Source organism: Nocardia sp. NRRL S-836 (genome assembly GCF_001279525.1).
Classification (GTDB): Bacteria; Actinomycetota; Actinomycetes; order Mycobacteriales; family Pseudonocardiaceae; genus Lentzea.
Genome location: NZ_LGDY01000129.1, coordinates 41,236 through 52,883, shown reverse-complemented (window position 1 = coordinate 52,883; position 11,648 = coordinate 41,236). Strand labels below are relative to the sequence as shown.

Sequence of the window (11,648 nt, the reverse complement as noted above, 5' to 3'; positions counted from 1 at the left end):
GCGCTGTCGTACCAGGCGTTGTCGCCGCAGGCCCGATCGGTGTTCCGCCGGTTGGCCGTCGTGCCCGGCGTGCACTTCGACGACGATCTCGCCGCTGTGACGACCGGTGTGCCGGTGGCCGAGGTCGGTCTGGTGCTGGACGAGCTCGTCGAGATGTCCTTGCTCAACATCACGACCGAGTCAGTGCGCTTCCAGTTCCACGACCTGATCCGCATCTTCGCCCGTGAACGCTGGCTCGAGGAAGAGCCGCAGGACGTGCGCGACCAGCTGCGCGACGCTTTCGCCGCGCACGTTCTGGGGCTGGCGGGCGCCGCGGGCAGGTTGTTCTTCCCGGAGGTGCGGGACGTGCCGCCGGACTGCCCGTTCCGGTCGTACGAACAGGCGGCCGAGTGGCTCGCGGCCGGCACCGCCAGGTGCTCGACCTGGCCGGCTCGATCCACCGCTATGCCTTCGGCCGCGAGCAGAAGCACCGCTGGGACGAGGTCTTCGAACTCGGTCTGCAGGCTGCCAGGGCGCTCGGTGACCGGCGCGGTGAGGCCGAGATGCTCAGCCTGCTCGGCTGGACGCAGGACCGCTCCGCCGACGACCCCGAGCTCGCGCTCGCGACGCTGCGAGAAGCGGTCGCACTCGCAGAGGAAATCGGTCACCGCCGGATCGTCATGTCCGCCAACGCGTCCATCGGACTGGCGCTCACGCGCCTCGGCAGGACCGAGGAAGCGCTCGAACACAACAACCTCGCCTACGAGGGATCCGGGGAGTTCGCCTACTTCCAGCAACGGGTCTGGACGTCCCTCGCCCTGGGCACCTCCCTGCTGGGCGCTGGGAGGTTCTCCGACGCGTTGGAACTGTTCGCGAGCACACTGGAGCAGACGAGGCAGAACCGCGACCAGACCAACCCGGAAACGGCGCGCAGGGTCATGGCGCTGCTGTTGACGCTCATGGGCGACTGCCTGTCGGCGTTGGGGCGCTGGAGGGAGGCGGCGGACAGCTATCACGATGCGAGAACGACGATCGGTGCGCTCCAGATGAGCTACCGCACCGAAGCCGAACTGGCGCTCAGCGAAGGTGTCGCGCGGCGTCGCACGGGTGAGGTCGAGCAAGCTCGGGCCTGTCTGGTGTTCGCTCTGGGGAAGCTCGACGCTCTGGGCAACCGCGCGCAGCGGGACATCGCGGAAGCGGAGCTCGAGCTCCTGCCCGGCTGATGCGGGTCAGCTCCAGCGGAACCGGTCGATGAGAGCGGCAGCGGCCGGCACCTTGGACAACGCGGAGAACACGCCCATCCCCAGCGCAGCGCCGACCACGTTGAAGAACAGGTCGTTCACGTCGGTCAGGTGGCCGCCGCCCAGGAGGTTGCCGGTGAAGAACTGGGTCACCTCGATCGCCAGGCTGAACGCCGCCGCCACGGCCAGCACACGCCACCACGAAGCCTTGGCCAGGAGCAGCGGCAAAATCACCCCGACCGGTACGAAGACCACGATGTTCTGCAGCGCGTCTTCGACGCTGTAGCCGTGGACGAGTCCGAAGTAGACCTTCCACTGCGGATCGCCCGCGGGCATGTTCAGGAAGATCGGGAACACCGTGTTCGCCACTACTCCCGCAACGTACACGCAGAGCACGAGAGCGACGGCGGCACGAGGTGCCGTGAGGCGGTCGCGGCGGCGCAGGTGCGCCAGCAGGGCCAGGAAGACCACCGCTGCCAGGGGAATGACCACCGGGAGCACCGGCACCTCTCGAAACACTCCACACCACTTCCTCTCGTGAGTGAGCCGGAGAAGGACTCGACCGTCCCGGAGACCGCTCAGGCGAACTGGCCTCCTCGCTCGCGGAGCACCCGGCGCAGCAGCTTGCCGTTGGCGTTGCGCGGAAGCGCCTCCAGCCACACGACGTCCTGCGGCACTTTGTACCACGACAGCTCAGACCGGGCGAGCTCGACCAGCTCGTCCGCAAGTACGTCCTTTTCGGACTGCTCCGCCGTGGTCACGACGTACGCGCGCAAGCTGGTGTCACCCGCAGGGCGGCGTACCGAGCTCACTGCCGCCTCCAGCACACCGGGATGGCGCTCCAGCAGCCGCTCGACCTCGGCCGGTACCACGTTCTGCCCACCCACGACCTCGACGTCGTCGAGCCGTCCGTGCACGTGCACCACGCCATCGTCGTCCACGGACGCGAGGTCGCCGGTCGGCCACCACACGTCGGTCACGACGTCCGGTCCGCGGCTGCAGCGTTCGACACCTCGGGTGCCGAGCGGCACGAAGACGTTCAGCTCTCCCCTGTCACCGCGCGGGAGCTCACGTCCTCCAGCGTCGAGGACGCGCACGGGCTTGCCCGGCAAGGGCATGCCGACCGCGGAGGGTGAGCTGTGCGCCGCGGGCGCGCCGAAGGCGATCCCGCCGATCTCCGTGGCGCCGTAGATGTTCAGCAGGCGGTTTCCCAGGATCGGCACCAGTTGTGCGCGCAGCCGGGCGGTGAGGACCTCACCCGCGCACAGCACCAGGCGCACTCCCCCGAGCGCGTCCGGACCACCGGGTTCGAGCAGCATCCGCGCGAGGAAGCTGGGCTGGGCGAACAACACCGACACGCGGTGCCTGCCGACGAGCCGGACCGCCTCGGCCGGGGTCGCGCGCGGACGGGACAGCACCGCCACCTGACCGGTCGCCAGGGTCGTCAGGACCGAGGCGCTCAGCCCGCCGACGAAGTACATCCGCGACAGCGAGAGCCCGACGCTCTCCGGCCCGACCGGTAGCCCGCCCAGGTCCGGAGCGCCCAGGTCGCGATGCCGGAAGAAGCACAGCCTGGGCACGCCGGTGGTGCCGGACGTGAACATCGCCAGCGCGGGCGCGTCGCCACCGGCGGCGAACTCACCGCTGGGGTCGGCCGCGGACAGCACCCCGGCCTCGACGGCGTCGGGCAGGAGCCATCCGGCGGTCTCCGGATCCGCCACCACGAGTGCGGCTTCGGCCGTGCGCACGTCACGGCTCAGGTCGTCCCGGCTCATCTGCACGTTCACCGGGATCGCCACCAGGCCCGCCTGCCACGCGCCGAGCAGGCACCACACCAGTTCCACGCTGTCGGGCAGCGCGAGCAGCACCCGGTCGCCGGGACGCAGGCCGCGCGAGCGGTAGCCGGTGGCGGTTCTGGCCGCACCGGCGAAGACCTCGGCGAACGTCCAAGCCCTGCCGTCGGCGTGGAACGCCGTGCGGTCGCCCCAGTTCCGTTCGTGTGCGTACAGCGCCCACCGGCGCGTCAGGTTCTCGTGCACCTCAGCCGGACCTCTCCGTGCCGGTGGGCTCGAACTCGTTGCGCAGCGCGGTGATCAGCCCGCACGCGTCGACGGTCGCGTGCTCGGTCCCGGAAGCGGCCATCACCGCTCCCCCCGTTCGCCGGCCCGCCACGGCCCACCGCGCCCTGAGCGTGCCGTCCGCGAGGACCTCGGTGTTCCAGAAGTGCTTGGTCTCCTCGAAGGTCGCGGCGAACGTGCGGTAGAACTCGGTCAGCGCCTCGATGCCGACCACGTCCCGGTCGTGCAGCCGCACGACCGCGCCGGCCGCGAAGACCGTGCCCAGCTCCGCCAGTGCGGCGGGATCGGCCACCAAGCGGTCAGCGAGCTCCAGGTAGCGGTCGAGCGCCGTCGTAGTAGTGGGATCGTTCATCGGTCCTCCACGCCGTTGCCGTTCGCCGCTCGTGCCACCAGTTCCGGTGACAGCAGCGTCGCCGGATGAGCGGTCATGAACCCCACCGCCCGGACAGCGGTGGCGATCTCCACGTCCTGGGCCGCTGCCCGGTGCACCAGGCGCATTGCCCGTGCCTGGCGCTGCTCGGCCTCGGTCCGCGCGCTCCCGGCCACCCCCAGCCGGACGGCGTCGGCCGCCGTGGAGGTGCGCCACGCGGCTTCCGTGACGACGCCCTGCAGGTCGAAGAACGACCGGGCGGCGGCGTCGAGGTCCGTGTCGGAGCGCAGGAACTCGGAAAGGCAGGACGCGTGCAGTGCGGCCGAGGACATGCCCTGTCCGTACACGGGGTTGAAGGACGCGACCGCGTCCCCGACGACCGCGAGCCGGGCGGGGAGGCGTTCCAGCGCGTCGAAGCGCCGCCACCGGCTGTGCGGGTGCCGGTGCGGCACCACCTCCCCGATCAGCTCGCCGCGCACCGCCTCGGCGAAGACCGGTGGCAGCTCACGGCACCGCGCCGTCAACGCGTCAGCGGTGAGGCCGTCACCTCCGGCGCCGTACCGCGCGAGCATCACCGCCCACTGCCCCGCTTCGACGGCGTTGACGGCCGCTCCCGCGATGTCCGTCGGAAATCCCGGTGTGTACCTGGCGATTCCGCACAGCGGTCCGTCCCAGGTGGATGATCGGGAGAACCTCGCGGAGAAGTACCGGACATCCGCCGCCAGCCGGTCGGTCTCCGGGCGAGGCCATCCGCCGCGGTGCAGCCAGTCGGGGATCCTGCTGGCCCTACCGGTGGCGTCGACGACGAAGTCCGACGCCATCTCGGTCCGGTGGCCGTCCCGCGCCAGGTGCACCGCGTTCACCGCTTCGTGCGCGAAGCCGAGGGAGGTCACCCGGCCGTGGACCAGCGACAGGCCAGGCAGCGCCAGCACACGCCGCCACAGCAACGATTCCAGCAGTGGGCGGCTGCTCGCGAGGAACTCCGCGTTCGGTGTCGGGAGCTGCTCGGCGTCATCGAGGTAGGCGACCGTCCGCCGGGCTTCGCAGAGCACGGCCCCTGCGGCCACGGCCTCCTCGACGAAGCCGGGGAAGAAGCGTTCGACCTGCCTGCGTCCGCCGGGGAGCAGCAGGTGCACCTGGGAGCCCTGCGGGGCACCGGACCGGACCGCCCCGGACAGGAGTGACTCGCGCCGGTCGGGTTCCACCACCACGACCTGCTCCGCGTGGTCGGACAGGACCCGTGCCGCGAGGAGTCCCGCGACGCCACCTCCGAGCACGTGTGCGGTGCGCAGCCGGACCTTCGCACCCACCGGGGTGGAGCCGGTGCCCAGCCGGTCGAAGATCGTGATCGGTGAGTCCACTACGACCTCATCCCAGCGTCCGGCGCAGGAACGTCTCCCGCACGAGTGCGACGGGGACGGACTCGCGGCACAGCACAGCGGTCACGACCAGCACCGGGGCGTCGGCGGTCTCCGGCACGGTTCCCCTCGCCTGCGCGAGCTCGGGCGCGGCAGCCAGCCGACGCCGCACCCCACCCGCCGACAGGGCGAGCCCCAGCGGCGTGTCCGACGTGCGCAGCACCGCGACCTCGTCGGTGTTCACGCGGTCCAGCGCGACGACCGCCTCAGCCCTGACGAGGTCTCCCCCGCCCGCGCCGAGTCCGACCTCGCGGAGCTGCAGGTGCGCCCCGTCCGAGAGCCGGAGCAACCCAACCACCTCCGCGAGTGGGGGAAAAGCCGCGCTGACGACCGTGCCGAAGCCGGCCGCCGATGTGGCCAGCGACTCCTCCGAGCGGTGGCGGACCTCAGCGCGGACCGCTGTGCCGCACCAGTCTTCGAGAACGGTGGTGACCAGCCGGGAAGGATCCGCCAGGAGTGCGGTGAGGGTCGTCAGGCGTTCGACGTGCACAGGGGCACAAGACGCGCTCACAGCACCTGCCCGACGAGGATGGCGACGAACACGATCCACCCGAGGTAGCGGTTCGAGGTGAACTTCCGCCTGCAGTCGGCGGGGTCGTCGAGGTCCACCGTCCGCACCTGCCAGCAGAGCTGGGCAGCGGCCAGGCCCAGTACGGCGTAGAACGACCAGTGCAGCCCGGCGGCGGCCCCCGCGAGTGCGATCCCGGCGGTGGTGGCGGTGTAGAAGGCCAGCACCCAGACCTTGGTCGTGCCGCCGAACAGCAGCGCGGTGGACTTCACGCCCACCAAGACGTCGTCTTCCTTGTCCTGGTGGGCGTAAATCGTGTCGTAGCCCAAAGTCCAGAAGAACGCCGCACCGAAGAGCAGGACGGCGGGCAGCTCCACCGCTCCCGTCACCGCGACCCAGTTGGCGAGGACGTAGCCGTTGAAGACGACACCCAGCCAGGCCTGCGGCCAGTGGGTGATCCTCTTCATGAAGGGGTAGGCCACCACCAGCGGGTACGAAGCGGCCACCACCACGGCGGCCGGCACGCTGGTCGCCATCAGGACGCCGAGTGCTCCCAGTGCCTGCGCCACGGCGAACGCCACCGCCGCCCCGACACCCACCTCCCCCGCCGGGATCGGCCGCGTCGCGGTTCGCTCGACCTCCGCGTCGATCCGGTGGTCGACGATGTCGTTGACCGTGCAGCCGAACCCCCGCACGAGAACCGCAGCCACGGCGACCAGCAGCACCCGGCGCCAGTCCGGCAGCCCCGGCGTCGCGAGAGCGAGCGCCCACAGCCCGGGCAGGAGGTAGAGCCAACTGCCGATGGGAGCGTGAACACGCGCAAGCCTCAGGTAAGGGCGGGTGGCAGCGGGCATTCGCGGCACCAGTGCGGCAGCGAGGCTCGGCACCTCCCACACGGCCCGGCCGGTGCGCTGAGACGTTGAAGTGGAAATGTCGTTCACCCTGTCCGCTTGTGCACAGAACTCACCCGACGGCACTGCAGCGCCATCGCAGCACATGCGTGGTGGGTTCCGCGGTTCCTCGGCCCACCGGTTCACAGATGGCCACCCGATTCGGCACGACCGGCCACTGACGGCGCCCGGCACGTTCGAGCGGCGCCGGAGTTCGGTCCGAAGTGGACCGCGCACGGCCCCGTCGAACGCGCGAATGCTCGCCGTGTCGGCCGCGGCCGGGGTCGCCCGGTGCCCGAATCGTCACGGTCATCGGCCCGAAGGTGACACGGCGCGGGACAACACTTCGCCGCCGGACCTGCGGCGTGCTGTGATGCACGCCGTCCGCGGCACCTCTCCAGCCGAGCAGTCGGGATCCACCATGGCCATCACCGAACAACGCGCCCGGCCCCCGCTCGGCAACTTCGCCAGGACCCTGCGCATCGCCGTTCGCTGCGTCGACGCGGACCTCCGCCTCGCGACCGATCTCCGCACCGCCGGAGTGGCTCCCCCGTCGAGCGCCGAGCTCCTCAGGCAGGTGGAGCCGCCCCTGGTGTTCGCCCGGCTGTTCGCGGTCGTCACCGCGGCGGCCGCGGGAGGTTCTCCGCACAACGCCATGCCGGTGTCGGCGATCTCGGCGTTGTGGTGGGCCGGTGCGGACACGCGCACGGGCGCGGCGGCGGTCTGGTTGCCGTTGCGCTACCTGCGTTCTCTCGACATCGCGGAGGACCTCCGCAGGGGGTGGACCGCCGACCTCGAAGAGCCGGCGGTCGTTTCCGATTCGAGGTCAAGCGCTCGAAGCAACGCATACGCGCGCGAGGCGTTCATGGCGGCGCGGACCTGCGCGCCTTCGGACGGGCCGCAGTGGCGTGAGTTCGGGAGGCTGTACGGGTTGCTGGCCGACCAGGCCGCCGCGAACTCCGCCGGTGACGACCGCACACCACCGCTGCTGCTCGCCAACGCCTGCAAGATCGCGAGCACGCACCTCAGGCACCACATGATCCAGCTCGGCGAGGAGGCCGGCCGGAACGCCACCGCGAGGATGGTGCTCCGGGACCTCTCCAGCACCCCTGGTGCCGTGCGGCTGTACGACCGCGAGGTCCACGACATGCACTCGCGAGCCGTGACCACCCTGGCGGGTCTGTGCGGGCCGAACCCGTACCGCCTGTTCCTGCGTTCCCGGCTGGACGGACTGTTGCAGCACTCGCTCGTGCGCCCGCGCGAGATGGTGGGCTCGCCCGCCCCGCAACGCCCGGTCGCCCCTTAGCTCCGGGTACCGGCCGTCAACAACGGGCCGAAGAGGTTTGCCCGTTCGTCTTGGCGAGCTTCCCGTTCGGACACGGGCGGCACCATCACCGGCCTATTTCTCACAAAACCGTCCCGCCAGGCGAAACGAGTCTCGCATTCGCGACCACCCGCGGTGCACAGTGTCGGAGCGCTGCGGCGACGTGATCTCCCCGAGCGCGGTGAATTGTCGCTGTCTTGTTCAGCACCTCGTCCGACCGCCCCTGGAGGTCCGCTGTGTTCGCCGGTTATCGCAGCGCCTTCGCCAAGCGCGGTGCCACGTCCTTCTGCGTCGCGGGCGTGCTGTCGCGCCTTTTCGTCGGAATCTACCCGCTCGGCTTGCTCCTGTTGCTGGCCCTGCCCACCGGCCAGTACGGGAAAGCCGCGTTGGTGAGCGGCTGCTGGACGATCGGCAACGCATTCGGCAGTCCCGTCGCCGGGATCATCGCAGACCGTTTCGGGCAGAGCAGAACGCTGCTCCTGTCCATTTTCGCGCATTTCGTGCTCGCCACGGCGATGCTCGGATCGGTGGCGCTGAGCGCACCTCTTCCGGCAACCCTGCTCCTGGCTCTTCTCCTGGGCGCCTCAGGGGTCAACACCGGCCCGATGACGCGAGCGCGATGGGCGACCATGTGGCCGGACGACACCCCTGAGAGATCCGCCGCCTATTCGGTCGAAACAGTTCTGGACGAGGTCGTCTTCGCGATCGGCCCTCTTCTGACAGCGGCTCTCGCGATCCACGTCTCACCGTCCCTGGCCGTCGCTTCGGCGTTCCTCACCGCCTCCGGCGCGACCTGGCTGCTGTTCCAGCGCCACACCGAGCCGCCCAGGCGGCCTCCCGTCGCCCGAGTGGATCGACGCCTGGCCGCACGGTATCCGGGCATGCCGCTGCTGCTCGTCCTGCTCCTCGTGGTGGGAGCCACCTGCGGCGCAGCGGAGGTGCTGCTCGTCGCACGGTGCGCCGAGCTGGGGCAGCCGGGTGGCGCCGGCCTCGTTCTGACGTGCTTCGCGGTGGGCAGTGGCGTTTCGGCCGTCGTGTACGGCTCGCGGACGCGAAGCGGGCCGACGTCGCTGCGGCTTGCGTTGAGCGCCTCGGCGTTCGGCCTGCTCCCCGCCCTCTACCTGACCGCGGACAGCCTCTTCGTCCTCATGGCTTGCTCCGCGGTCAACGGTCTCAGCATGGCGCCGACCGTCATCAACGCCTTTCACCTGCTCGACGAGCTCGTTCCGGTGGCGATCCAGACCGAGGGGCTGAACTGGGTGTGGTCCAGTCTCTCGCTCGGCTTCGGTTCGGGCACCGCCACCGTCGGCAAGATCGCGGATGAGCTGGGTGCCCGGCCGACCTTCTTCCTCCCGGTCATCTGCGCGTTGTCGGCGGCCGCGACCGCACATCTGCTGCATTCGCGGCTGAAGCTCCGAACGAAGACAGAAGCACTCAACACTTCACGATGAAGGACCATTTCACATGGTGACCGATGTTCTGGAGAAGATCGAGGGTTCACGTGTGCAGCTCGGAACCCAGGCGGCTGAAGCAGAGGAGCTGGGGGCACTTCCCGCGCACACCGCGGACATCCTGCGGAAAACCGGTGTGATGAGAATGCTGCAACCCGCGAAGCACGGTGGTTTCGAGGCCGACCCGAGAGAGTTCCTGGAGGCGGTGATCCTCACGGCCGAGTCGTGCGGCGCTGCTGGTTGGGTCGCGGGCGTTCTGGGTTCCCACCCGTGGCAGCTGGCCCTGATGCCGGAGTCCGTTCAGGACGACGTGTGGGCGGCTGATCCGGACACCTGGATGGCGTCGCCGTTCTCACCGTTCGGCAAGGCGCGAAAGGTCGAGGGAGGCTACCTGCTGACCGGCAGGTGGGCGTTCTCGTCCGGCACGGACCACTGCGACTGGGCCTGGCTGGGTGCGACCGTGGTCGATGCCGACGGCAGCCCCGCCGGTTCCGACGGAACGCTGCACATGCTGCTGCCGCGCAGCGACTACACGATCATCGACGGGTCGTGGAACGCGGTCGGGTTGCGGGGCAGCGGAAGCAAGGATGTCGCGGTGAGCGGCGCGTTCGTCCCCGCCGAGCGCGTGATAGCGGAGCAGAAGGTCGTCAGCGGTGTCGCGGCCCGGGAAGCGGGCAGGAGCGAGACCCTCTTCCGCATGCCCTGGTCCGCCATCTTCCCCAACGCGATCACGGCATCCATCATCGGCATGTGCCGTGGCGCCCTCGCCGCGTCCTTCGACTACCAGCGCGATCGGGTCGACGAGTCCGGCCGGCTGGTGCGCGAGGACAGCTTCCTCCTGGCGCAGCTGAGCGAGTGCTACTCCGAGGTCGAGTCGGCGCGCGTCCAGATGATGGCCAACGTGGGCCGGATGTGGGACATCGTCGACTCCGGGGACGAAGTGCCGTTCGAGCTCCGCGCGGCGGCCCGCGTCGATCAGGTCCGCGGCAGCCGACGCGCTGTGGAGGCGCTCGACCGCCTCTACACCCATTCAGGCGGAAACGCGCTGCGGTCGGATCGGCCCATGCAGCGTTTCTGGCGTGACGCGCACGCCGGGTTGAACCACGCCATCAACGTCTACTCCGGACCGTACCAAGCCTATGCGCTGGCCAGGATGGGCGCGGCGGTTCCGCCCGGTCTCCAGCGTGATGTCTGAGCCACGGGGCACGACGGTGAGCGAGCGCGCGGCAGCCTCCGTCATCGACGCACAGCCGGCCGGAACGACACCGGACCTGGCGAGCGCGATACGCCTGCAGATCCTGCGGCACGGCAAGGACAAGCTCGGGAACGAGGCCCTGGACCAGGTCAGAGCGAGCCGCGCCGACACCGCGACCGGGCCGGTGGTCGCGGACTTCTACCACTGCGTGCTGGACAAGGCAGAAAACCGGTACTCCTACCGGAGCTACCTGGCCCTGGACGTCCTGAAGCCCCTGCTGCCGACGTCAGCGGACATCCACACCGGACAGATCCTCGTCTCGCACCTCCTGCGCGACCTGGCCGAGTTCGAGTGGACGACCTTGGAGAACGCGGACAGCACGGTGCTCCCGAGCGGCCGGCCAGGTCATCAGGTCGCCCTCAGGAGGATCCGCAAGGCAGCCGCGCTGAGCGAGATCACCGGCCCACCGAGCACAAGCCCTGGTTTCGCGGGAGAACTGGTCGAGGAAGTCGTCCGCTTCAGCGTTCTTCCCGTCTCGGACCACCACGACGAGTACCTCTTCATCCGAGTTCTGCAGTGCTACGAGACGGTTTTCACGATGATGGCGGCCACGCTGGAGGATGCGGTTGTGGTCGCGGCGTCCGGGTGCGTCTCCGAGGTCGCCGCCCGGATCGAGTCGGCCGCGACGGCACTGGACCAGGCGTCAGGGCTGTTCAGCCTGCTGGCCACCATGCCGCCCGCCCACTTCCGGGCCTTCCGCGCGCAGACCGACGGATCGAGCGCGATCCAGTCTGAGGCGTACAAGTTGGTGGAGATCTTCTGCGCGTTGCCGAGAAGAGGTCGTCTCGACTCCCCCGCCTTCCTCTCCGTTCCCCGCGTGCGGCTGCGCGCCTTGTCCGGGCACGACTCCCTGTCCTCCTGGCACCGTCGCCGGCACCGCAGCTGGAGCGACGCGGAGAGCACGATGGTGACGAACGCGTTGCAGCTGCTGGAACAGAGTCACCAGAGGTGGAAGCGCACCCACCACTCCGTCGCGAGATCGATGATAGGCAGCAGCAACGGAACCGGTGGCACAGACGGCATCGAGTACTTGCAGCAGTGCACGGAGAACCGGCTCTTCTGGCCGATCGGCGAGCAGCGCCCTCAGCACGATTCTTCCTTCGACGGAGGCCGACGATATCCGTGGATCTGATG

11 protein-coding genes are annotated in these 11,648 nt (G+C 69.8%); 5 read left to right on the top strand and 6 right to left on the bottom strand.

Annotated elements, in window-relative coordinates; genetic code table 11:
* Window positions 1-389 precede the first annotated feature (389 nt).
* Window positions 390-1,202, top strand: a complete 813-nt coding sequence (locus ADL03_RS35910) for a hypothetical protein (protein ID WP_053738072.1) — start codon at window positions 390-392, stop codon at window positions 1,200-1,202.
* 6 nt (window positions 1,203-1,208) lie between these two features.
* Here the strand turns inward: ADL03_RS35910 and ADL03_RS35905 are convergent, their stop codons facing one another.
* The 6 genes from ADL03_RS35905 to ubiA form a co-directional block, all read right to left on the bottom strand.
* Window positions 1,209-1,712 (bottom strand): VanZ family protein, encoded by a 504-nt coding sequence (locus ADL03_RS35905; protein ID WP_197288941.1) that lies wholly within the window; start codon window positions 1,710-1,712, stop codon window positions 1,209-1,211.
* Window positions 1,713-1,798: 86 nt separating this feature from the next.
* Window positions 1,799-3,259, bottom strand: coding sequence for a class I adenylate-forming enzyme family protein (locus ADL03_RS35900; protein WP_053738070.1), 1,461 nt, complete (start codon window positions 3,257-3,259; stop codon window positions 1,799-1,801).
* Between the two features lies 1 nt (window position 3,260).
* Window positions 3,261-3,650 (bottom strand): nuclear transport factor 2 family protein, encoded by a 390-nt coding sequence (locus ADL03_RS35895; protein WP_053738069.1) that lies wholly within the window; start codon window positions 3,648-3,650, stop codon window positions 3,261-3,263.
* Window positions 3,647-5,029 (bottom strand): NAD(P)/FAD-dependent oxidoreductase, encoded by a 1,383-nt coding sequence (locus ADL03_RS35890; RefSeq protein WP_053738068.1) that lies wholly within the window; start codon window positions 5,027-5,029, stop codon window positions 3,647-3,649. Before ADL03_RS35890 ends, ADL03_RS35895 begins: the two co-directional genes overlap by 4 nt.
* A gap of 7 nt (window positions 5,030-5,036) precedes the next feature.
* Complete coding sequence (locus tag ADL03_RS35885; protein WP_053738067.1) at window positions 5,037-5,576, bottom strand: hypothetical protein; 540 nt, start codon at window positions 5,574-5,576, stop codon at window positions 5,037-5,039.
* Window positions 5,577-5,593: 17 nt separating this feature from the next.
* Window positions 5,594-6,448, bottom strand: coding sequence for a 4-hydroxybenzoate octaprenyltransferase (gene ubiA, locus ADL03_RS35880; RefSeq protein WP_053738066.1), 855 nt, complete (start codon window positions 6,446-6,448; stop codon window positions 5,594-5,596).
* 457 nt (window positions 6,449-6,905) lie between these two features.
* Between ubiA and ADL03_RS35875 the strand changes: the two genes are divergently transcribed.
* From ADL03_RS35875 to ADL03_RS35860, 4 genes are all read left to right on the top strand, one after another.
* Window positions 6,906-7,790 carry a hypothetical protein gene (locus ADL03_RS35875; RefSeq protein WP_053738065.1) on the top strand — a complete coding sequence of 295 codons (885 nt, stop codon included), beginning with the start codon at window positions 6,906-6,908 and terminating at the stop codon, window positions 7,788-7,790.
* Between the two features lie 254 nt (window positions 7,791-8,044).
* On the top strand, window positions 8,045-9,259 hold the full coding sequence (locus tag ADL03_RS35870; RefSeq protein WP_053738064.1) for an MFS transporter: 1,215 nt from the start codon (window positions 8,045-8,047) through the stop codon (window positions 9,257-9,259).
* A gap of 13 nt (window positions 9,260-9,272) precedes the next feature.
* The gene (locus tag ADL03_RS35865) at window positions 9,273-10,454 is read left to right on the top strand and encodes an acyl-CoA dehydrogenase family protein (protein ID WP_053738063.1); all 1,182 of its coding nucleotides are present in this window, start codon (window positions 9,273-9,275) and stop codon (window positions 10,452-10,454) included.
* The gene (locus ADL03_RS35860) at window positions 10,447-11,646 is read left to right on the top strand and encodes a hypothetical protein (protein ID WP_157529596.1); all 1,200 of its coding nucleotides are present in this window, start codon (window positions 10,447-10,449) and stop codon (window positions 11,644-11,646) included. The genes ADL03_RS35865 and ADL03_RS35860 overlap by 8 nt, the downstream gene beginning before the upstream one ends.
* Window positions 11,647-11,648: the final 2 nt, after the last annotated feature.

What these genes read in the sequence shown, in the direction of transcription:
- ADL03_RS35895 (WP_053738069.1), bottom strand. Translation starts at nt 3,650, where the DNA reads ATGAACGATCCCACTACTACGACGGCGCTCGACCGCTACCTGGAGCTC.
- ubiA (WP_053738066.1), bottom strand. Translation starts at nt 6,448, where the DNA reads ATGCCCGCTGCCACCCGCCCTTACCTGAGGCTTGCGCGTGTTCACGCT.
- ADL03_RS35875 (WP_053738065.1), top strand. Translation starts at nt 6,906, where the DNA reads ATGGCCATCACCGAACAACGCGCCCGGCCCCCGCTCGGCAACTTCGCC.
- ADL03_RS35865 (WP_053738063.1), top strand. Translation starts at nt 9,273, where the DNA reads ATGGTGACCGATGTTCTGGAGAAGATCGAGGGTTCACGTGTGCAGCTC.
- ADL03_RS35860 (WP_157529596.1), top strand. Translation starts at nt 10,447, where the DNA reads ATGTCTGAGCCACGGGGCACGACGGTGAGCGAGCGCGCGGCAGCCTCC.